This is a genomic window from Kitasatospora sp. NPDC058478, from assembly GCF_042720345.1.
In the GTDB taxonomy this organism is placed as follows: Bacteria; Actinomycetota; Actinomycetes; order Streptomycetales; family Streptomycetaceae; genus Kitasatospora.
The window spans coordinates 63,890-85,178 of sequence record NZ_JBHXML010000032.1; the positions used below are offsets into that span (position 1 = coordinate 63,890).

The 21,289-nt window shown below is 71.9% G+C and carries 19 protein-coding genes; 11 read left to right on the forward strand and 8 right to left on the reverse strand.

Annotated elements, in window-relative coordinates; translation table 11 throughout:
* Positions 1 to 167 precede the first annotated feature (167 nt).
* Positions 168 to 899, forward strand: a complete 732-nt coding sequence (locus ACFWPT_RS19395; protein ID WP_380483026.1) for an SDR family NAD(P)-dependent oxidoreductase — start codon at positions 168 to 170, stop codon at positions 897 to 899.
* Positions 900 to 1,160: 261 nt separating this feature from the next.
* On the opposite strand, the gene ACFWPT_RS19400 is transcribed toward ACFWPT_RS19395, so the two are convergent.
* Positions 1,161 to 2,288 (reverse strand): FAD-dependent oxidoreductase, encoded by a 1,128-nt coding sequence (locus ACFWPT_RS19400; protein ID WP_380483028.1) that lies wholly within the window; start codon positions 2,286 to 2,288, stop codon positions 1,161 to 1,163.
* A gap of 126 nt (positions 2,289 to 2,414) precedes the next feature.
* Here ACFWPT_RS19400 and ACFWPT_RS19405 point away from each other — a divergent pair, with 126 nt between their 5' ends.
* Complete coding sequence (locus ACFWPT_RS19405; RefSeq protein WP_380483030.1) at positions 2,415 to 3,008, forward strand: TetR/AcrR family transcriptional regulator; 594 nt, start codon at positions 2,415 to 2,417, stop codon at positions 3,006 to 3,008.
* A gap of 22 nt (positions 3,009 to 3,030) precedes the next feature.
* Here the strand turns inward: ACFWPT_RS19405 and ACFWPT_RS19410 are convergent, their stop codons facing one another.
* Entirely contained in the window at positions 3,031 to 4,422 is a 1,392-nt protein-coding gene (locus ACFWPT_RS19410) for a sporulation protein (protein WP_380483032.1), read from the reverse strand.
* A gap of 332 nt (positions 4,423 to 4,754) precedes the next feature.
* Here ACFWPT_RS19410 and ACFWPT_RS19415 point away from each other — a divergent pair, with 332 nt between their 5' ends.
* The 3 genes from ACFWPT_RS19415 (at position 4,755) to ACFWPT_RS19425 (ending at position 8,132) form a co-directional block, all read left to right on the forward strand.
* Complete coding sequence (locus ACFWPT_RS19415; protein ID WP_380483034.1) at positions 4,755 to 6,068, forward strand: UDP-glucose dehydrogenase family protein; 1,314 nt, start codon at positions 4,755 to 4,757, stop codon at positions 6,066 to 6,068.
* 430 nt (positions 6,069 to 6,498) lie between these two features.
* Positions 6,499 to 7,782, forward strand: coding sequence for a glycosyltransferase 87 family protein (locus ACFWPT_RS19420; RefSeq protein WP_380369350.1), 1,284 nt, complete (start codon positions 6,499 to 6,501; stop codon positions 7,780 to 7,782).
* 167 nt (positions 7,783 to 7,949) lie between these two features.
* A complete protein-coding gene (locus ACFWPT_RS19425; RefSeq protein ID WP_063352045.1) occupies positions 7,950 to 8,132 on the forward strand; it encodes a hypothetical protein in 183 nt (60 codons plus the stop codon).
* Positions 8,133 to 8,134: 2 nt separating this feature from the next.
* Here the strand turns inward: ACFWPT_RS19425 and ACFWPT_RS19430 are convergent, their stop codons facing one another.
* Entirely contained in the window at positions 8,135 to 8,767 is a 633-nt protein-coding gene (locus ACFWPT_RS19430; RefSeq protein WP_380483037.1) for a peptidase inhibitor family I36 protein, read from the reverse strand.
* A gap of 394 nt (positions 8,768 to 9,161) precedes the next feature.
* Here ACFWPT_RS19430 and ACFWPT_RS19435 point away from each other — a divergent pair, with 394 nt between their 5' ends.
* From ACFWPT_RS19435 to ACFWPT_RS19445, 3 genes are all read left to right on the forward strand, one after another.
* On the forward strand, positions 9,162 to 10,295 hold the full coding sequence (locus ACFWPT_RS19435) for a DUF4185 domain-containing protein (RefSeq protein WP_380483039.1): 1,134 nt from the start codon (positions 9,162 to 9,164) through the stop codon (positions 10,293 to 10,295).
* 179 nt (positions 10,296 to 10,474) lie between these two features.
* Positions 10,475 to 10,855, forward strand: coding sequence for a VOC family protein (locus ACFWPT_RS19440; RefSeq protein WP_363367504.1), 381 nt, complete (start codon positions 10,475 to 10,477; stop codon positions 10,853 to 10,855).
* A gap of 153 nt (positions 10,856 to 11,008) precedes the next feature.
* Positions 11,009 to 11,563 carry a hypothetical protein gene (locus tag ACFWPT_RS19445; RefSeq protein ID WP_380369361.1) on the forward strand — a complete coding sequence of 185 codons (555 nt, stop codon included), beginning with the start codon at positions 11,009 to 11,011 and terminating at the stop codon, positions 11,561 to 11,563.
* Between the two features lie 71 nt (positions 11,564 to 11,634).
* Here ACFWPT_RS19445 and ACFWPT_RS19450 read toward each other — a convergent pair whose 3' ends face one another.
* The 4 genes from ACFWPT_RS19450 to ACFWPT_RS19465 all read right to left on the reverse strand — a co-directional run bounded on the left by ACFWPT_RS19450 (position 11,635) and on the right by ACFWPT_RS19465 (position 15,935).
* Positions 11,635 to 12,474, reverse strand: coding sequence for a hypothetical protein (locus tag ACFWPT_RS19450; RefSeq protein WP_380483041.1), 840 nt, complete (start codon positions 12,472 to 12,474; stop codon positions 11,635 to 11,637).
* A gap of 186 nt (positions 12,475 to 12,660) precedes the next feature.
* A complete protein-coding gene (locus ACFWPT_RS19455; RefSeq protein ID WP_380483065.1) occupies positions 12,661 to 13,452 on the reverse strand; it encodes a nucleotidyltransferase domain-containing protein in 792 nt (263 codons plus the stop codon).
* Positions 13,453 to 13,628: 176 nt separating this feature from the next.
* Positions 13,629 to 14,657, reverse strand: a complete 1,029-nt coding sequence (locus tag ACFWPT_RS19460; RefSeq protein WP_380369367.1) for an SDR family NAD(P)-dependent oxidoreductase — start codon at positions 14,655 to 14,657, stop codon at positions 13,629 to 13,631.
* Positions 14,658 to 14,717: 60 nt separating this feature from the next.
* On the reverse strand, positions 14,718 to 15,935 hold the full coding sequence (locus ACFWPT_RS19465; protein ID WP_380483043.1) for a glycosyltransferase: 1,218 nt from the start codon (positions 15,933 to 15,935) through the stop codon (positions 14,718 to 14,720).
* Between the two features lie 181 nt (positions 15,936 to 16,116).
* On the opposite strand from ACFWPT_RS19465, the gene ACFWPT_RS19470 reads away from it, so the two are divergent.
* From ACFWPT_RS19470 to ACFWPT_RS19480, 3 genes are all read left to right on the forward strand, one after another.
* Positions 16,117 to 16,803: a response regulator transcription factor gene (locus ACFWPT_RS19470; RefSeq protein WP_380369373.1), complete on the forward strand. Its 687-nt coding sequence runs from the start codon at positions 16,117 to 16,119 to the stop codon at positions 16,801 to 16,803.
* Positions 16,800 to 18,200, forward strand: coding sequence for a sensor histidine kinase (locus ACFWPT_RS19475; protein WP_380483045.1), 1,401 nt, complete (start codon positions 16,800 to 16,802; stop codon positions 18,198 to 18,200). Before ACFWPT_RS19470 ends, ACFWPT_RS19475 begins: the two co-directional genes overlap by 4 nt.
* Positions 18,201 to 18,282: 82 nt before the next feature.
* Entirely contained in the window at positions 18,283 to 20,076 is a 1,794-nt protein-coding gene (locus ACFWPT_RS19480; RefSeq protein WP_380483047.1) for a zinc-ribbon domain-containing protein, read from the forward strand.
* A 154-nt stretch (positions 20,077 to 20,230) separates the two neighbouring features.
* Here ACFWPT_RS19480 and ACFWPT_RS19485 read toward each other — a convergent pair whose 3' ends face one another.
* Entirely contained in the window at positions 20,231 to 20,896 is a 666-nt protein-coding gene (locus ACFWPT_RS19485; RefSeq protein ID WP_380369382.1) for a maleylpyruvate isomerase family mycothiol-dependent enzyme, read from the reverse strand.
* Between the last annotated feature and the right edge of the window lie 393 nt (positions 20,897 to 21,289).

A 21,289-nucleotide genomic window follows, 5' to 3' on the forward strand; every position in this document is an offset into this window, starting at 1 on the left:
GCGAAGCGACCACCACCCCAGGCCGGACCCGCACGTCGACACCCCGGGACGGGACACCGACGGGGTCGGCGGGTGATCAACATACAGGTGCCCGGTGACAGCTCCGACGTCGCGGTGCAAGCTCAAGCGAGCAACTGTTCAAGCCACCTGAAAGGGGAACACCCGCCATGGCCACCAGGACCGCACTCGTCACCGGAACCAGCCGCCCGGCCGGACTCGGCTTCGCCGTCGCCCGCGAACTCGCCGAACAGGGCTACCACGTCGTCCTCACCGCCCGCGACCACTCCACGGCAGAGCCGCTGGCCGACCGACTGCGCCGGGACGGGCACGCGGCCACCGCCCTGCGCCTGGACCTGTCCGACCGCGTCAGCATGCACGAAGCGGCCGACCACCTCGCCCAGGCCTTCGGCCACCTCGACGTCCTGGTCAACAACGCCAGCGCCATGCCCGACTTCCAGGTCCTGTCCGCGATGGAGGCCGACATGGATGCGGTGCGCACCGCACTGGAAGTCACCGTGATCGGCCCGTGGGCCCTGACCCAGGCGATGCTGCCGCTGCTGACCGCCGCGCCCGCAGCCCGGATCGTGAACGTCTCAAGCCTGTCCGCCCAGCAGATCGCCACCGGCCTCGACCTCGGCGCGGCGCTGCGCGCCCCGGCCTACTCGATGGCCAAGTACATGCTCAACGCCCTGACCACGGTGCTCGCCCGGGACCTGGCGCACACCCCGATCCTCGTCAACGCCGTCGACCCCGGCAACACCGCCACCCACCCCGAACGCGGCGACGACGCAACCGACCGCCCTGCCGCCGAAAGCGCCCGCGACATCGTCCGAGCCGCCACCCTCGGCGCCGACGGGCCCACCGGACAGCTGTTCGGCAACGGACGACCCGTTGCCTGACACCACGTTCAAACCGCGCCCACGGTGGACTCTCCGCGCCGGGCGACAACGTGCACCCAATCCCCGGCCTCAGTCGCTTCAGTCCCTGTCGCCGCCCTGACCTGCGTAAATACGCAGCGACCAAAGCGACCAAAGGGACCGGACAGCCCGGACAGCCCGTGGAAGCCGACAGTCGCTCGACCCGCCCTGGACGACTCCAGCCGCGAGTGCCCGAACACCAGGTCCCTGAGCGAAGACAGTCAGAGCCCGAGTGGAGTCGGGTCAGGGGGCCGTCGAGGGAACGAGGTGGTCGAGTCCCTGTGCGCTGCCCGTCGCGGCCTCGATCGAGCGCGGCAGCATGATGCTCTCGTAGGCGCGGACGGCGTCGTCGACGCCGGGTTCGGTGGCGAGGGCGTGGGCGAGGTCGGAGCCGTCGAGCATGGCGAGATTGGCGCCCAGTCCGACCGGGGGCATCAGGTGCGCGGCATCGCCGAGCAGCGTGACGCCGGGAACGCGCTGCCAGGTGTGCGGGGCGGGCAGGACGAACAGGGGCCGGCTGACGAACCCGCTGTCGCTGTTGCGCAGGACGTAGCGCAGGCTCTCGTCCCAGCCGTCGAACGTCCTCAGCAGGTGCGTCCGCACGGCCCGCTGGTCGCCGAGGTCGATACCGGCGGCCGTGTGCCAGTCCTCCGGCACGCGCAGCGCTATGTAAGCGCGGATGTGGCCGTTGCTGTTGCGCTGGGCGACCAGGGACCTGCCGGCGCCCTTCGCCAGCATCGAACCGTTGCCGACCAGCCGCGCGAGGTCGGGGTGGCGGGTGTCGCAGTGGTCGAATCCGGTCTCGACGAAGGTGACACCGGTGTAGCGGGGTACGGCGGGCGACAGGGCCGGGCGGACGCGCGACCAGGCGCCGTCGGCGCCGACCACCAGGTCGAAGTCCTCGGCGGTGCCGTCACCGAAGCGCAGCCGGCAGGTGCCGTCCGTCAGCGGGGTGACCCCGCTGACGGCGCGGTCCCATCGCACCGCGCCCTCGGCGATCGAGTCCAGGAGCAGGCCGCGCAGTTGGCCGCGGTCGATCTCCGGCCGGCCACCGTCGGCGGAAGGCCCCTGCTGCGCCACGAGCGCGGCGGTGGCGAAGTCGAGCACGCGCCACGCATCTCCTTCGGGGCGGGCGAGGGCGTGGAACCGGTCGAGGAGCCCCGCCGCGCGCAGGGCGGCCTGGCCGGTGTCGGCGTGCAGGTCGAGGGTGCCGCCCTGCGGGCGGGCGCCGGCGGATGCCTCGCGCTCGAAGACGGTGACGGAGCGGCCGTACTGCTGCAGGACCCGGGCGCAGGTGAGGCCGCCGAGGCCGGCGCCGACGATCGCGATGCGGGGATGGCGGGGGTCACGGGGATTGCGGGCAGAGTTCATGGGAGTACCCCTCGGGGAGGTGGGTGGGCCGCTGGGAGGCCTGACATCACCAAGAAAGCACACTCGCTAAATAAGCGCAACGACTAAACTTTTGCAGCGGATGCACTTCGCCGATATGGTGGGCACGTGACCGAACCGACCGGGCGCCGCGAGCGCAAGAAGGCCCAGACCCGCCAGTCCCTGGCCGACGCCGCACTCGACCTCTTCCTCGAACACGGCTACGACCAGGTCGGCGTCAAGGACGTCGCCGACGCCGCCGACGTCTCGGTGACCACCCTGTTCAAGCACTTCTCCGGCAAGGAAGCCCTGGTCTTCGACCAGGAGGACGACATCGAAGCAGCACTCGTCGCCGCCGTACGCGAACGCACCCCCGGCACGTCGATCCCGCAGGCACTGCGCGAGCACCTCCTGCTGACACAGACCCAGTTCGCCGTCCACACCGCGGACCCGCGGTTCGCCGACTTCACGCGCATGGTCCAGGAGACCCCCGCACTGCGCGACTACGCCCACCGCATGTGGACGCGCCACGAAACCGCCCTGGCCCGAGCCATCGCCGAGGCCGTCGCCGCCCCCGAGGACGACGTCAGCTGCGCCGCCCTCGCCCGTTTCGCCCTTGAGAGCCGCAGCCTCATCCTGCGGCACGTCGAACCGCGCCGAGCCGCCGACGAGGCCTTCGCCCTGCTCGAACACGGCTGGGCAGCCTCCCACCCGGGCGCCTGACCCGGCCGCGCCGCCTCTCGCCCTACGCCGCGACGCCGAGTTCCTTGCCGGTCCGCCGGAGGAACTCGACGACCCGCGGCTCGCGGCGCCAAGGGGTGAGCGCGGTGTTGAACTCGCGGACGTAGTCCTTGGCCCGGCTGGACTGGACGCGGGCGAGGATGTCGACGGCCTGGTGGCCGAGCGCGAGGCCCTGGTCCAGGTCCTTGCTCTGGAGGTGGGCGGTGCCGACGATGGCCAGCCGCATCCCGACCGAGCGGGTGAACACCCCGGGCGGCATGGCGGCAGCCTGCGCGTTCCACGCGAGGGCGGCCTCGGGGTTCCTCAGGTCGCGGAAGATCTCGGCGGCGTCGGCCGAGAGCCGGGCGTGGTGGTAGAAGTCGATCCACGCCGGCTCCTCGGCGCCGTCGTGGGCCTGGTCGAGCAGGCTCTCGGAGGCAGCGAGCGCGGCGGAGGCGGCCCGGGCGTCGTCGTCCCGGGCGTGGGCCCGGGCCTCGATGAGCTTGGTGAACGCGAGCACCCTGGGGGCTGCCCGGCCCCTGGCCCGCTCGAAGGCGCCCTGGGCCATGTCGATGGCCTCGCTCGCGAATCCCCTCAGCAGAGTCTGCATCGCCATCGTGGCCAGGACATAGCAGCCGAGCTGGACGTCGCCGCCGGCCCGGGCCAGGCGGAGAGCCTGGATGAAGTGCCGTTGAGCGACGTCGTGTCGGCCGACGTCGAAGGCCGTCCAGCCTGCCAGGCGGGACAACTCGGCCGTCGCGGAGAACAGTTGCCGTCCGACCTCGTCGCTGAAGGAGCCGTTCAGGAGCGGGACCGCGCGTTCCCGGAGGCAGGCGGTGACGGAGTTGGCCTTCCAGTTCCCGCCGCCGTACCTGGAGTCCCAGCGCCGGGCGTCGTCGGCGGCGTCCCGCAGTTCGGCGAGGTCGGCGGCGCCGACCCGGCCGCGGCCGCGGTGGGCGGCGGTGTCGTCGGCGGGGGTGACCAGCCAGCGGGTGACCGGGGTGGTGAACGCGGAGACGGCGAAGCCCGCACCGGTGAGGAAGTCTCGGCGGTTCACGCTGCTCCAGAACGAAGTGGCCGTACGCACGGCCTCGGCGGGGTCCCTCGGGAAATCCCACCCCATCGCGGCGTCCGGTGTCCCGGCATCGGCCATACCGATCTCGCCGAGTCCCACGGGCCGGCCGAGCCGCTCGCCGATCGCCCGGGCCAGCAGCTTCGGCACGGGCCAGTCCGGAACCATGCCGCGCGCCGTCCAGTTCGCAACGGACGTGTGCGTATAGGTCGTGGTCAGCCCGGCTTCGTGGGCGAGCTCGTTCACCCGGTGGGCCAGCGATTTGCGGCTGGCGCCCTCGCACTTGTCGATCATCCGGGCCAGCGCGTCGTTCGGCGGCTTGGTCCGGCAGGTGGTCGACGCCACGGCGTCCCCCTCAATCGGTCCCCGCACGGGCGCGGGGAGTCGTCCGCGACCGGCCACGAGAAGTCGCAGGCCCGGCACCTGAGGCCGGATCACCGAGGGTAGGGCATTCGTCGCTCACGGTGAATCGGATGCGCGATTTGTGAGCCCCCTTGCGAGCCCTGCCCGCAGCGGCTGCCAGGCGGTTGCCTGGTGTTCCGGGCCTCCGCCGGGGCCTGGGAAGCCTCCTCCCGGCAGGGCCACCACCGATTCACGCGCAAGGGTGACAACCAGATGTGCGGAATCGCAGGACCGGCCGGCGCGGACGCCGCCCGCCCCTTCGAAAGGACACGTTCGTGAAGCTCACCGTGATCGGCTGCGGCTACCTCGGCGCGACCCACGCCGCCGCGATGGCCGAGCTCGGCCACCAGGTCCTCGGCATGGACACCGACACCGACAAGGTCGACGCGCTGAACAAGGGCCAGGCCCCGTTCACCGAGCGCGGCCTGGACGACCTGCTCGCCGAGCACACCGCCACCGGACGGCTCCGCTTCACCTCCTCCTACGCGGAGGCCGCCGACTTCGCCGACGTCCACTTCCTGGGCGTCGGCACCCCGCAGCGGGACGGCAGCGGCGCCTACGACCTCACCCACCTCCACACCGCCGTGCGGCGCCTGGCCCCCCGGCTCGGCGACGGCGCGGTGATCATCGGCAAATCGACCGTCCCGGTCGGCACGGTCACGGAACTGCGGCAGACCCTGGACGAGCACCTCCGCGCCGGGGTGAGCGTCGGCCTGGCCTGGTCGCCGGAGTTCCTGCGCGAGTCGTTCGCCCTCCTGGACACCCTGGAGCCGAACCGGATCGTGCTCGGCGTCGAGGACGGCGACACCGGCAGCGAAGCCGCCTTCCGGCGGGTCTACGCCGACATCCTGGCCGCCGGCTCCCCGCTGATCGTCACCGGCATCGCGACGGCCGAGCTGATCAAGGGCGCCGCGAACGCCTTCCTCGCCACCAAGATCTCCTTCATCAACGCGATGGCCGAGCTCTGCGAGCTGACCGGCGCCGACGTCCGGCAGATCGTCCTCGCCCTGGGCCACGACCACCGGATCGGCGCCGAGGGCATGCGGCCCGGCCTCGGGTTCGGCGGCGGCTGCCTGCCCAAGGACCTGGCCGGGTTCACCTACCGCGCCGAAGAGCTCGGCGCCGACACCGGCCTGCTCCGCCAGGTCGCGGCGATCAACCGGCGCCGGCGCGAGCACACCGTCGAACTCGCCCGCGAAGCCCTCGGCAACGCCGTGACCGGCAAGCGGATCGCGGTCTGGGGCGCCGCGTTCAAGCCCAACACCGACGACATCCGCGACTCCCCGGCCCTGGCCGTCGCCGACGCCCTCCGGCGGGCCGGCGCCGAGGTCACCGTCCACGACCCCGCCGCCGTGGACAACGCCCGCAGGGCCTACCCCCGGCTCGACTACGCCGACGACCCCACCCAGACCATCACCGGCGCCGAACTGCTGCTGCACCTGACCGACTGGCCCCAGTACTCCGACGCCGACCCGGCCGACCTCGCCCGGCACATCGCCGTCCCCCGGGTCATCGACGCCCGAGGCACCCTCGACGCCGCCCGCTGGCGCGCTGCCGGCTGGACCTTCCGCGCCCTCGGCCGCCCCTGACCCGCACGGATGACTCGCACGGGGCCCCGGCAGCCACGTCGATCCCGTCCGGCTCCGTGCCTGCCCCACCCCTGCGGTTGCCCCCGGGGCCGGCGTCGTCCGCGCCGCCCGGGTCTGCCCTTCTCCGTGCCCTGACGGGTCCGGGGCCAGCAGAGTGCCGGTGGACCCGGGCGCCTATGATCGGCCGGGGGCGGATCCGCCCGTTCGCGCGCCACCTGCCGGATGCCACCGTCGGGGCCGGCCCGCGGGAACGGATCACGGGAACGGGCCACGGGGGCGGATCTAGGGGTGGGGCGCGGAGGGCTTTCCGGTCCGGCTGCCGCCCTGCGGACGGGGCTCCCCCGCGGAGGGCCGCGGTACCGGCCTCGCCGCCCGACCCACGGCACGCACCCCGGCCGGCCCACCGCACCGCCGACCCGAATGGAGACCGATGTCCGAGATAACCGCCGAGGAGCCGCGTCAGAGCACGGCCGACCCGACGGTCCTGATTCTGGCCGCGATGGCGGCGGTGATGGCCGCGCTCTCGGTCCGCATCCTGATGCTGGACAACGAGTCGACGGACTTCTACTACTTCCTCGGGCCCTGGTACCAGTACATCGCGAACAACGGCGGGTTCCACGCTCTCAGCGGCACCGGCTTCTCGGACTACAACGTCCCCTACCTGTACCTGATGGCCGCGCTCACCTACCTTCCGGTGGCCGCGCTGACGGGGATCAAGTGCATCTCGATCCTGTTCGACCTGGCGCTGGCGTACTACACGTTCCGCATCGTCTCCCTGCGGTCGCCGCAGCAGCCCTGGCGGGCCCTCGGCGCGGCGGTGATCGTCCTCTTCCTCCCCACGGTCGTGACCAACAGCGGCTGGTGGGGCCAGGCCGACGCGATCTTCACGACCTTCCTGGTCGGCGGCGTCTACCACATCCTGCGCGACCGGCCCTGGTGGGCCTGCTCGTTCTTCGGGATCGCGCTGGCGTTCAAGCTCCAGGCGATCTTCCTGTTCCCGCTCCTGCTCGTCCTGGTGCTGGCGCGACGGATCCCGTGGCGAAGCCTGCTGGCCCTTCCGGCGGTGTACGTGGCGCTCGACATCCCCGCCGTCCTGCTCGGCTCCGACCCGTGGCAGCTGCTGACGGTGTACGCCCGGCAGCCGGACACGTACAAGGACCTCACGCTCAACGCGCCGTCGGTCTACCAGTTCGTCTCGGTGCCGTACGAGGAGCAGGACCCCGTACGGCACGCAGGTGTGCTGGTCGCGGGCGCGCTGGTGCTGGTGCTGATCGGGCTGGCGGTCTGGGCCATCCGCCGCGCCGGCGGGGCGGCGGCCCTGGAGAACGGACCGACAGTACGGGAGGGACGGGCCAAGCTCACCGACACGGGGCTCCTGCTGCTGGCCGCCGTCTTCGCGATCGCGGTGCCGTTCCTGCTGCCGTCCATGCACGAGCGCTACTTCTACGTGGCGGACGTGATCAGCGTGATCATCGCCTTCCAACTGCCCCGGCGGCTCTGGTACGTGCCGGTCCTGGTCCAGCTGTCGTCCTTCGGCAGTTACCTCAAGTTCATCGCCCCCAGCGTGTCACCGTACCTGTCCATGCCGGCCAACGGCGTGCTGATGCTGCTGGCGCTGATAGTCGTACTCCGGGCCACCATCGGGGAGTTCCGGCGCTCGTGGACTCCGGGCGATCTCGAACCGGCCCCGGAGGCGGCGGCGCTGACCGCGTAGGTTCGCCGAAGCGCCCGGTCACGCGCCTTCGGGCATTGGCCTTCCTCCCCGGCGGAGGCTCCCGCGGAATGATGGGCCCCTCTCGCGTCAAGCGTGGTTGACGCGAGAGGGGCCCATCGTGCCGTGGCGGCACGGGAGTTGACCACGAGAGCTCTACCCTTGGGTTCATGAAGCAGCAGTACGTCACCATGGCCCTCGCAGGCCTCCTGATCGGAATCCTCGCGTTCGGCGCCGGCTGGTACACGGCCCGTGCCCGGGAGACCGCTCCGGCCCCGACCTACATCACGGTCACGCCGGAGCCGGTCACCGCGGGCACGATCTCCCCTCCCGCCTCGGCCGGTGCCCGGTAGGGCTACTGACGAACCGCCCAGAAACGGTCGGCCGCGTTGTCGAAGCCGACCGACGCGGACAGGGACTCCGGCGGCTCCTTCCAGAGCATCTGCCACTGGCCGTCGCCCGGGTCGTTGTCCACGATCACCTCCAGGCCGCGGGCGGTGTTGACCCAGCTACTGGTCTGGTCGCGGAACCCGTAGTCGGCGAAGTACACCGGCTTGTCCTCGTGGAAGAGGTTGAACTGCAGCCTCCTGCCACCCCAGTTCTTGTCCGCGTAGAAGCAGTAGTAGGAGGGTTCGCTGGTCGGGGCCGGGCACTTCTTCCAGTCCGCGCCCCTGGCGGACCGGCGGTGGTGGTCCCCGCTCCACGGGGGAGCCTGCGCCTCCCCGGGCAGCGGCAGGACCACCACCGCCCCGTCCGGGTAGGTGATCTCGTTGGCGGCGGTCTGCTTACCGTTCTTGCTCGCGGCGAGTTGGGCGTCCACCGCCTGCTGCAGCAGGTCACGGTCACCGCGGGCCAGGTTTCTGATGACGGGCCGCGCGTCCTCGCCCGTACTGGGTGCGGCTGCGGCCCGCGCCCCAAGGGGCGCAGCCAGGAGCACGAAGGCCACGACCCCACGAACGAGGAGACTGCGGACTCGAGAGTGCGTCATATTCCAACGGTAGCGATACGCATACGATATGTGATGCTCGCGTCTCGATCAGGGGGCGTGAGACGGCATGCACGCGCTGATCGATCGAAACCTGCGCCCGGGAGAGCCCCTGCTGCTCGCCGTGTTCGTCCGGACTCGTCCGGGCTCGGGTCACGGGGCGGCCGGTGGTCGGTGGGCCGCCCGGCTGCGGACATTCGGCCCTGTCTCACCTCGGCCGGTCCACGTCCGGATGCGGAACTTCCGTGTGGCATAGCCAATTTGGGTGAAGGTTTGCCCACCGATCGACGGCAGGGCGACGGGGCGCCGTAGCCTCGGTGGCGACCCGTCGCCGCCGAGGTGCGCGATCCGTTCGGTGCCACGGGAATTCGTCGACTCGGAAAGGCCATCGGCAGAAATGACACTCTCATCGGGCTCATCGGGCGGGAACGACGCGACGACCGGCGGGCCCTCCCGCCGCAGGGTCCTCAAGATCGGCATCGGCGTCGCCGTGGGGGCGGGGGCCATCGGCTCGGGCGCCCCCGCGGCGGTCGCCGGCGGTCCGAACGACCCTCCGAGCCCGACGGTCGCGACCAAGGTGAAGAACCTCAGCGGCCCGGTCGAGACCGGGCCGTTCGCCTCGCCGTGGACCGACCTCGGCATCCCGGTGCTGTGTCCGGACGGCACGATGCTCTTCGTCTGCGGCGACACCTTCGACGGCGCCCAGGTGGGCGCAGCCGACTGGCGTGCCCCGGTCGGCCTGCGCTCCAGCAGCGCCGACCTGAACAACCTGCGCATCGACGGCAGCGTCGGCGGCAGCCACGCCAACAGCCTGGTCGACGAGCCGCACAACCCGGTCGGTGACAAGGCCACGACGGCGATCCCGTCCGACGTGTTCGTCGTCGACGGCGTGATGTACATGCACCTCATGCGCGGCGTCATCTACGACACCCACCACACCGACTTCTGGCGCTCCACCGACAACGGTGAGACCTGGCAGTACCTGTGCCAGTGGCCGGGCGACCTGTACGGCGGCCAGTTCCAGCAGAAGACGTACGCCGTGGCCGACGACGGCTACTGCTACGTCCTGTCCACGGTCTTCAACCGCGACGTGGAATCGGGAATGCTGCTCCACCGGGTACGAAAGGAGAGCCTCGGCAATCCGGACGCCTACGAGCCGTGGGGCTACGCCGACGGCGGCTGGCGGTGGAACGCGCCCGCCCCGACGACCGTCTTCGGCACCCGCAAGTGGGGCGAGATGTGCTTCCGCGCCATGGACGGCAAGTACGTCCTCACGTGGCTGAACATGGACCAGTTGTCGATCAGGGCGATGGTCTTCGCCCTCCCGACCTCGGACCTGACCACGACGCTGGAGCAGGCCATGATCCTCCCCTGCGCCCCGGGCCAGGAAGTCGCCAACCTCGTCGCCAGCCCGTACGGCGGTTTCGTCATCCCCGGCTCGACGTTCGGCAACTTCCACATCGTCGTCAGCCAGTGGTACGACCCGACGAACTACCGGATCATGCAGTACCGGATCAACATGCTGTCCTGAGCCCGCACCGGCTTCGGGTCGATGCCGCCGGCCCCGCGTCGGGCCCGCAGCGGCCCGGAAAACATGTCGACCGTGCTCGCCCCGTCCGGTACGGTCGCGGGGTTGTTTCGCCGCCGGGAGCCCGTGCCGTTCGCGTGTGGTCTCCCCGGCGGTTCCCCGGCTGAGAGCAGGTACTCGTCATGGCGTGTCGTATCGGTGAGCTGGTGCTCGGTTGCCGCGACCCCGAGGTGCTGGCGCGGTTCTGGTGCGAGGTCCTGGACTTCGTCGTACTCGGTCGCGAGGACGACGGCTCGATGGAGATCGGGCCGCGCGAAGGATTCGGCGGTGCGCAGCCGACGATCTTCCTCAGCCGCCGGGACGAGCCGGAGCCGGGCAAGTCCCGGCTGCACATCGACGTGAACGCCACCGACCGCGACCAGGACGCCGAGCTCGAACGCCTTCTGGCGCTCGGCGCCCGCCCGGCCGACATCGGCCAGACCGGGCAGGAGCAGTGGCATGTCCTGACCGACCCCGAAGGCAATGAGTTCTGCCTGCTCAAGGCCCGCATCGACCCGCTCTGACGCCGATCGGCCACGCCTCGGCGCGAGGCTCCGGGCACCCGGGGTCTGCCGCGAAGTCCGATGCGGCGGAGGTGCCTTGATCGGTCGCGAATCTGACGCGGCGAAAGTCTTGTGCAGAGACGTTCAACCGAGAAGGCCAGGGAGGACGAACCCGTGAAACGTGCGCCGGTGAAGGTGAAGCAGCGAGCGGGCGGCGCCCGGATTCTGCTGTTGATTCCCGCCGCGGCGCTGCTCGCCTCGGCCTGTGCGTCCGCAGCGGAGAACAGCGCCGCCGGGCAAGGTGAGGGCCGCCGCCCGACCGCCGTCGCGACGACCCCGGCGGAGGTGCGGACGGACGTCGAACCGTTGAAGCGCCACTTCCCGCAGCTGGGTGAGCTGTCCGCGACGAAGTGGGTCGGCCGGGTGCTGACGAAGAACTCCGTGCCGGAGATCCCCGGTCCGACCGACGTGAGCCTGGACGGGGTGGCGAAGCTCGATCCGGCGACGCTGACGGCGATCACGGGCAGCGGGACGTGGCGGGAGGGCGGCATCGGATGCGGTGTCCCGCAGGAGATAGCCGCCGAGGTCGGGGACACGATGGCGTGGCTCCACAGTGAGGCCTTCGACAAGTCGGTCACGCGGGCCCAGTACACAGGGAGCTTCTACTTCGACAGGCAGACCAACCGCGTGTACTTCTGCACGGTGAACCCGAAGGACCGAACCAGCTGATTCCCGCCGTCCGGCGGTTCGCTGCTCGCCCGATGGCGCGGGGCCGGGGTCCGATGGCCCCGCGCGATCGGCTAACGGGAGAAGTGGGCCTTGACGCTCACGGCCGGTCCACCCGAGTATTTCTGAACGGCCGTCCTTGCGTCTCCAGACACAGCCACGGAAACGGTGCCTGCGGGAGGAACGGTGATCAGCCCGCCGATCGGGACCACTTCAATCGCCTGCTGGGGCGTTCCGGCCGGTGTCTGGTTGTAGACCAGGTAGACGATCCGGACCGATACGGCCGCGTTGTTCGGGTTCTTCACGATGACCTGGTCGAATGCGTCGAACTTGGTCAGCTGCTGGCCTGCGGAATCCGCCGGCTCGGCCTCGACCGCGGACGCGTCCGCCGGAAGGTCCGCCGCGGCGAGTTCTTTGACGGTCACTCTGACATTGGCGACCCGTTGGGCGTCAGCCCCGTGGAAGGCCAGGACGTCGTAGCCACCGCCGGGCTGGATGACGAGACTGCCTCGGTCACTCCCGTACGCCGTGGTGACCTGCACGTCGGGCAGATCGTTACCGCTGCCGTCCACTGCCGTGATCGTCAGAGTGGGCGCCGCGCTGGCCTGCCCGTCGTTGTCGATGGACAGCGTCTGATCGATGTACTCATGTTTGCCCAGCGCGTGGTAACTGAAGGACAGTGATGTGGCTGTCGGGCCTGGTGCAGCGGCAGGTGTGGCGGGAGTTGCGGCAGTCGGCGCCGCATCGGTCGCGCTACTTGCTTGGGACGGCCCCTTCGCGGGGGTCGTGGAGGCACCACTCGGGTCGCAGCCGGTCAACGCGGCGACACCGAGGACGATGCCTACAACCGTCCGGATCCGGAGGGCGGAGGTGCCCCGCCTGCTCCGAACGAAAGATCGATCAATCCTTGACATTTGCCGGAGACTAGCGCAAGCGGAGGACACGGAGGCTCCGCTCTTCGCTCCCGACTCGGCGGGACGGCAGCAGCCGCGCCCGCAGACGTGAGTTCTCCGCACTGTTTGGCGCTGCCCCAGCGATGTCGAACACCGGTGAGCCGACGAGCCGCCAGCGGCAAGGCGCCCGGCTCAAGGTGTGTGCTGCTACTCGGTGCGGCTCCGGAGCGCGGCGAGGGTCTCCTCGACCAGCTCCCGCGCCTCGGCCACTGTGGCCGCCAGCAGTTCGGCGCTCTCTCCGAGCGCCCCCAACAGGCCGCTGACTCGCGGGCCGAAGCCGGTTGGCGCGCCCGGAAGTGTCTCGGCGACGGCCAGCGCGCCCTTCTCGTTGAGGCACCAGCGCCGGTCCTCGGCGAACATCGCTTGCACCAGTACGCCGACGGCCCGGGACAGGCAGAGCGAGACGTACAACGTGTCCGCCCGTGCCGCGCCCTTCGCTGCGGCGCCGACCAGGAATTCCGCCTCCCAGGCTCCCGCCGTCAAGGCCTCTCGCAACGGCTCGGGGTAGGTCGCGGCCTTCTGCTGAAGGTCCGTCAGCTCGCGGGCGGGGTCGGCCAGGACCTGGCCGAGCGCCACCTCGCCCGCGTAGCAGGGCGACCAGAAGCCGAGGGGATGCCCGGCCTGCACGCCGACTTCGTACCGGCCCTCGCGGCAGTCCGTCCACACCTGCTCGACCCGGTCCATGTCCCGCAGGATCCAGTCCACCGCCACGCCGTCGACTTGCAGCCACGCACCGCCGTTCACCCACGGCCCCCAGCCGCCCGGGCCGGCCACCTCCACCTCGGGGCCGGCCAGCGCGCGCAACGCGGCGAGATCGAGCCCGCCACGGTAGTAGACGCCGAGGTCCCAGTCCGAATCCGGCCGGTGCTCTCCGCGGGCCCGGCTGCCGCCGAGCATGACTCCGACGACGCCCGGCACCGCGGCCAGGCGGTTGGCCATCTCCTCGATGATCGCTCGCACGGAGCGAGTCTGGCAGTCACCCCTGCGTCGGGCCAGCCGTTTCCGCCGGCGGTCGCCGGATGCGGGGGCTTCGAGGGCGGGTGCGTGCCGGAGCCGGTGGCCGACTCCGGCACCAAGGCCCATGCCCGATGGGACAGTTGGCCGCAGGGGCGGCGTCAGACCTGGTAGCGGTCCGGGGCGAGCAGGTGCAGGTGTTCGGCGACCCAGTCGGAGGTGTGGCGCAGGCCCTCGTCCAGGCCGACCTGGGGCTGCCAGCCGGCCAGGTCGCGTGCCTTGCGGTTGTCGGAGAGCAGCCGTTCGACCTCGCTGCCGCCGGGGCGCAGCCGGGTCGGGTCGACGACGATGTCGGCGTCCCGGCCGGAGGCGACGATCAGGGCCTTGGCCAGGTCGCCGATGGACACCTCGCTGCCGGTGCCGAGGTTGACGGTCTCGCCGAGCGTGCGGTCGGCGCGGGCGATGGCCAGGAAGCCTTCCGCGGTGTCGGTGGCGTAGGTGAAGTCCCGGGTGGGGGTGGTCGAGCCGAGCCTGATCTCCCGTGCGCCGGAGTGGAGTTGGGCCAGGATGGTGGGGATGACGGCGCGGGCGGACTGGCGCGGGCCGTAGGTGTTGAACGGGCGGACGACGGCGACCGGCAGTTCGAAGGCGTGCCAGTAGGAGAGTGCCATCATGTCCGCGCCGATCTTCGAGGCGGAGTACGGGGACTGCGGCTGGAGCGGGTGGTGCTCGTCGATGGGTGCGGTGATCGCGGTCCCGTACACCTCGCTGGTGGAGGTGTGCACCAGGCGGGCGCCGTGCCGCAGGCAGGCGGCGGCGACGTTCTGGGTGCCCACGACGTTGGTCTGCACGTAGGCCTCGGGGGCCTGGTAGCTGTAGGGGATGCCGATGAGCGCGGCGAGGTGGAAGACGGTGTCGCAGCCGGCGACGGCGTCCAGGACCCGGCCGGCGTCGCGGACGTCGCCGGCGAGCATCTCGACGGGGCTGCCGGGGTCGGCCAGGTAGTGGGCGAGGTATCCGCGCTCGGCGTACGGCTTGTAGTGGACCAGGGCCCGGACGCGGGCGCCGCGGGCGACCAGCAGGTCGACGAGGGTGCTGCCGATGAAGCCTTCGGCGCCGGTGACCAGGACGGTCCGGCCGGTCCAGTCCTGGTGTGCGGCGGGGGTGTTGGGGTGGGCGGGGCGGTTCATGGTGGTCCTCCGGTGGTTCGGGGCGGGTGGTCGGCGGTCAGTGGTCAAGCGGTCGAGCGGTCAGCGGTCGTACGGGCCGGGGACGGGGGCCGGGACGGCGGGCGGCGCGGGTGCCGGGGTCCGGCCGATGACGCGGAGCACCTTGGCGGCCAGCAGGTCCGCGGCGCGCGCATGGTCGCCCGGGTCGGCGGCCTGTGCCATCGCGGCGAGCCGGGCCGGGTCGGCGAGCAGGGGTTCCACCAGGGCGGCCAGCCGTTCGCCGGTGCACTCGCCGTCCGGCAGCAGCAGGCCGGCGCCGGCGTCGGAGAGGACGCGTGCGTTGTGGGTCTGGTGGTCGTGCGGCGCGTGCGGGTAGGGCACCAGCACGGCGGGCATCCGGAGGCTGGAGAGTTCGGCGACGGTGGCCGCGCCGGCGCGGCACACCATGAGGTCGGCGGCCGCGTAGGCGAAGTCCATCCGGTCCAGGTAGGCGACGGCGTGCGCCACCGGGTTGCCGTCCAGTGCGGCCCGGACCTGTGCCAGCGCGGCCGGGCCGGTCTTGATCAGCAGCCGCCGGTCGGTGCGGTGGCGCCAGCGTCCGGCCAGTTCGACGGCGGCCGCGGTGAGGCGGGCGGCGCCGAGGCTGCCGCCGTTGAAGACCAGCAGCCGGACGCCGTCCGGGACGGCGAAGTGCCGACGGGCCTCCGCGCGCAGCGCCGCCCGGTCGAGCTGGGCGACGGCGCCGACCAGCGGCATCCCGACGGTCTGCGCCGAACGGCCGGCGGGCAGGTGCTCGCGGGTGCGGTCGAAGGCGAGCGCGATGTGCGGGGTGAGCCGGGCGGCGAAGCGGTTGGCCCGCCCGGGCACCGCGTTCGACTCGTGCACCACGCTCGGCAGCCCGGCCATCTTGGCGCCGACGATCACCGGCGCACTCGGGTAGCCGCCCATGCCGACCGCGACCTGCGCGCCCTGGGCCCGCAGGATCTCCCGGCAGTCCCGGCCGGAGCGCAGCAGCGCCGCGGGCAGCAGGTAGCGGCGCGCGCCGAGGGAGGCGTCGAAGGGGATCATGTCGACGGTGTGCAGCCGGTAGCCGGCCTGCGGGATGAGGGTGGTCTCCAGGCCGCGTTCGGTGCCGACGAAGGAGATCACGGCCCGCGGGTCGGCTCTGCGCAGCGCCTCGGCCAGTGCGAGGCCCGGGTAGATGTGTCCGCCGGTGCCGCCGGCGCCGATCACCACCGACAGGGGGCGGGCCGGATCGTGGTTGGCATGGTTGCCGTGGTTGCCGTGTTCTGTCCGCATGCCGTCGAGCTTGCTGAGGCCGCCTAAGAGACTTCTCAGAGTCGTTCTGCGGGGCGAGGGCGACGGACACGCCCAGGCGCGACCGGCGGCACAGAGGTGGCAACGCCCGGCAGAGGGCCCCGCGGCCGCCGCGAGGACGAGCTAAGAGGCTTCTCAGATTCGTTCTGAGAGGGTTGTCCGCATGAGCAACGGGCAGAGAGTGCTGGTCGTCGACGACGATCCGGAGGTACGGGCCGCCGTCGAGGACGGGCTGGCCGTCGAGGGCTACCAGGTGCGCGGCGCCGCCGACGGGCTGGCGGCCCTGAACGAGGTGTCCGGCTGGCAGCCCGACGCGATGGTCCTCGACCTGATGATGCCCGTCCTCGACGGCCTGGCCGTCTGCCGCCGACTGCGGGCCCTGGGCGACCGGCTCCCGATCCTGGTGCTCACCGCGCGCGACTCGGTGAGCGACCGCGTCGACGGCCTCGACGCGGGGGCCGACGACTACCTGGTCAAGCCGTTCGCCCTGGACGAGCTGACCGCCCGGCTGCGCGCCCTGCTGCGGCGCAGCGCCCCGGCCGCCGAGGAGCCCGGCTACCGTTTCGCCGACCTGGAGGTCGACCCGGTCACCCGGACCGGGAGCAGGGCCGGGCGGCCGGTGGAGTTCTCGCGCACCGAGTTCGCGCTGCTGGAGGTGCTGCTGCGCCACCCCGGCCAGGTGCTCCCGCGCGAGGTCATCATGGAACGGGTGTGGGGCGCCGACTTCGGCCCCGACTCCAACTCCCTCGCCGTCTACGTCGGTTACCTGCGCCGCAAGCTGGAGGCCGGCGGCGAACCCCGGCTGGTGCACACGGTGCACGGGGTCGGCTACCGGCTGGACCGGGCTTGAGGGCGCACGCGCGCTGGCGGCGCCGGCGCTCGCTGCGCACCCGGCTGGCCCTCGCCTGCACGGCCGCGGTCGCCGTGGTGGCGCTCGGGATCAGCGCGGCCGCGTTCAGCATCGTCCGCTACGAGCTCAACCACCAGCTCGATCAGCACCTCACCCAGCAGGCCACCCTGGTGCAGCAGCAGCACCGCGACCAGGGGCCGCAGGTCGTCTACGGCGAGTGCAACTACCTTGCCGCCCCGGCCTGCGCGCAGATCGTCTCCGCCGACCCCGGCAAACCACCGAACGAGCCGTACCTGCTGCCCGTCACACCGGCCACCCGCCAGGTCGCGAACCGGCAGCGGGCCGGCTACTTCACCGACCTCACCATCGGCGGCCACCCGGCCCGGATGCTCACCACCCCGATGATCGCGGCGCCGCCCGGCGCCCGGCAGGCCGTCCAGGTCGCGCTGCGCGCCGACAGCGTCCAGGAGGGGGTGCGGCAGGCCGGCGCGCTGATGGCGGCCGTCGCGGCGGCGGGCCTGCTGCTGGCCGCCGTACTCGGGCGCACCGTGGCCCGCACCGCCCTCGCCCCGGTCGCCCGGCTGACCCGCACCGCCGAACGGATCGCCGACACCCGGGACGCGGGGCTGCGGATCGACCTGCCGCCCGGGCGCCGCGAGGACGAACTGACCAGGCTGGCCGGCAGTTTCAACACCATGCTGGGCGAACTGGAGCAGTCCGTGGCCGCCCAGCGCAGGCTCGTCGCCGACGCCTCGCACGAGCTGCGCACCCCGCTGACGGCACTGCGCACCAACGCCGAACTGCTGGCCCGCGCCGACCGGTTGACCGAGGGCCAGCGGGATCGGGCGGCGGCCGCGCTGCACCGCCAGCTGCGCGAGGTGACCGGGCTGGTGAACGACCTCATCGAGCTGGCCCGCGACGAGGAACCGCAGCCGCTGCTCGAACAGGTCGCGGTCGGCCGACTCGTCGGGCACTGCGTCGACACCGCGCGCGGCCACTGGCCGGCGATCGCCTTCACCCTGGACGACGACGCGGACGGCGCCGCGGGCCACGGCGCCGCCGAGCGCACCGTCCCCGGCGTGCCGGCCCGGCTGGCCCGGCTGGTCTCCAACCTCCTCGACAACGCGGCCAAGTTCAGCCCGCCGGGCGCCACGGTCGAGGTCCGGCTCACCACCGGACTGGAACTGACCGTCCGCGACCACGGCCCCGGCATCGCGCCCGAGGACCTGCCGTACGTCTTCGACCGCTTCTACCGGGCCTCCGCCGCCCGCGCCCTGCCCGGCTCCGGGCTCGGGCTCGCCATGGCGCGGCAGATCGCCCACGCGCACGGCGCCACCCTCACCGCCGAGGCCGCCCCCGGCGGCGGGGCGCTGTTCCGCCTGCGGCTGCCGGGCTGAACGGGACGGCCGGCTTCTGATCCGCCGTCCGAGCGCCCACCCGTCACCACGCTCCCGGTTGGCGGCATGGGAGAATCCGCAGGTGAGCCCCATATCGCCCCAGAAACAGGTCCAGCTGTGTGCGGATGCCGGCTGTTCTCAGCCATCCGCGTACCGGACACGTTCGCGCGATGCCTGGTGCGACGATCACATCACAGGCATCCTCCGCGCCGGTGGACTGGAGCCGCTGGAGCCGTTCGCCAAGCCGACGGCATGGCGCCTGACCCGGTGCCTGACGTGTGACTGCGAGGCTCACTACCGCTTCGAGTACACCCTCGCCAAGAACGCGGAGGGCGAGGCGACCTGCCGGGCGTGCTACTGGCGCCAGTGGGCGCAGGACGAACGACGGCGCCACGGCGCGTACGCGGACCTGACGCCGGTTTCCGTGGCGGAGGCGAGGGAACACGCGGAGAAGCACGGCTACGACCACCTGGCAGCGCTGACCGACCCGTCCTACTCCGACGACCCCCACCATGTCCGGTGCAGGTACTGCGGCCGCCTCGCCGCCGAACGGCTGGGGGACATCGCGTTCGGCTGCCGGTGCCGGACCAACCCGAACCGCGCACGACAGACCCCCAACCCGCCCGGGCAGAAACAGCGGGCCCTGCTCAAGGACTCCGGGCTGCCGGTCCTCGACTGGTGGGACCACGAGACGAACGACCTCGCGCAGTGGGAGACCGTCACCGTCACGGCCCGCCGAGAAGCGGCCTGGCGCTGCCCCGGCTGCGACCTGCGGTTCACCGCCCGGGTCCACGACATGATCCACCGGGTACAGTGCCCGACGTGTGAACCGAAGCACCGCGCCCAGTGGCAGGCGGAGTACGAGCGCTACGAGGTGACGCCCGTCGCCGACGTACCCGAACTCCTCTCGGCGTGGGCCGACGACGAGGACCCCCGTACCGTCACCGTTGCCGGGCTCGGGCCGCTGCGACGGTTCCGCTGTCCGCAGGGGCACCACCCGCGAATATCCCCGTACACCTACCTGCACTCAGGCTGCCCCTCCTGCCGGAGCCAGGAGACCCGCACCGCCCGGCTGGAAGCCGTCGCTGTCGAACCCGCCCCGTTCAGGATCGGTCCGGAGATCGCTTCCCAGTGGCACCCGACCCGCAACGGTCGCATCAGCCTGGCCAAGCTCTCCCCCCGGTCCCGCCGGACCGTGTGGTGGCAGGACCCCAACTGCGGCCATCAGTGGCAGGACACACCGGAACAGCGGGACAAGGGGCAGCGCCTGCGCTGCCCCGAATGCCGCACGATCCTCGACTCACTCGCGTTCCACTTCCCCGAACTCGCCGCCGAGTGGTCGCCCGTGAACCCGCTCTCGGCCTGGCACGTGCGCCCCAGCGGTCAGACGGCCTTCGTCCCGACATGGGTCTGCACCGCCGACCCCACACACGTGTGGCAGACACCCCTGGCCTCCCGCGCGGCCGGCAGCGGGTGCCCCGAGTGCAGGGAACACGGCAAGTCCCGGATCGAGCTCGACCACCACGCGGCCGCCGAACGCGCGTTCGGCAAAGCATCGTCCGGTCAGGCCGTACGCCATGCCGCGTTCGTCCGGCGCAGCGTCTGGCACGTCGACATCACGGTCGAACTCGCCGGCGGCCGGAAGCTCGCCGTGGAGTACGACGGGTCCTACTGGCACGCGGACAAGGCCGATGTCGATGAGGAGAAGTCCCGTGACCTGCTGGCCGCGGGGTACCTCGTCGCGCGGCTTCGCGAGCATCCGTTGCCCGCTCTGCCGATCGACGATCCCGGGTACGCCGAGTTCACCGTCCACTCGACCGTTTCCGACCCGGATGGTGTGATCGAGCGGGTGAAACGCTGGACGTCCGAACACTGAAGGCAACTGCCAATGATTCGCACCGGAACTCGCTCCGGTCGCGGTGTCGTTCGGCACGGTTCGGCGGTGATGGTGGCGGTCTCGTCGCTGCTCGGCCTGGCCACCGCCTTTTGCGATTGTTGTCGACACGATCGGGCTTCGGCCGGGACGTCGGTCAGGCCGTCGCCTGGCGCTCGCGCAGGACGACGACCCCTTCGCCGTCGAGCTGGTCGCAGTAGGACGCGCGGCCGGCCATCGCCATGACCAGGGCCAGGGTGGTGCCGGACACCCGTGGGCCGTCACCGGCGACGAAGAGGCCGTCGGTGGCCGCCAGCCGCAGGCCGGCGGCACGCTTCTTGGAGAGGACGGGCAGGTCGGAGCCCTGGTAGTAGACGGCCAGGGCGGTCAGCACGTCAACCGGGTAGTCGCGCTCGATACCGAGCGGTCGGCGGATGTCCTCCGCGTGCACGACGGTCTCCCCGAGCATCGCCACTCTCGGCAGGGGCGGCTTGGTCGTGCTGGTGATCACCTGGCGGAACCGCGCGAGCGTCTCGGCCGGAGCGGCGCCCATCTGCTCGGCCAGCCGCAGGGCAACCTGCCGGTCGAAGTCGAAGCGACAGCGGATCACACCCGCCATCCACCGTGCCGGGCCGAGGCTCGCCCCGGCGGTCATGTGCGCGAGCACCTCGCGGACAGTGAACCGGTCGCAGAGGGACCGGGTCGCCCACTGCCCCTCGTCCAGTCCTGCCAGGTCAGCGGCCAAGGCTGCCCGTTCGGCGTGGACCTGCTCCCAGGTGCCCGTCACGGGTCGAGGACTGTCGTTCGGTGTCGACGGTGGCATGCGGGCACTGCTCCTGTGCGCTAGTCGGACGGGCGCCGAACCGGGCACCGGCGAAGCGCAGCTTCGCACGCCTGAAGCCACTGCGCATCCGCCCATCACCGCTGTACAAGGCGCAGGGCTTTGAATCCGGGGGTGGCGACTTCGCCCCGTCGGCCCTCGGAGTTGCCCGCCGTGGACACGGCCCCGGAACCGAACGCGCCTGTGGACAGGGCCGTGGGGTTCCCGTCGACCGGAAGCGGGTAGGGACCGGTCCGCGTGTTGCCCGCGCACCAGGGCGGGCGGCCCCTACGGTGGGGCTCCCACGTGCGCCCGCGCGGGTACGGCCGTTGGCGCCCGCACACCGTGGCGCGGCGGCCAACTCTCTTGTGAGCGGTACGAGTCACGGAGGTGCAG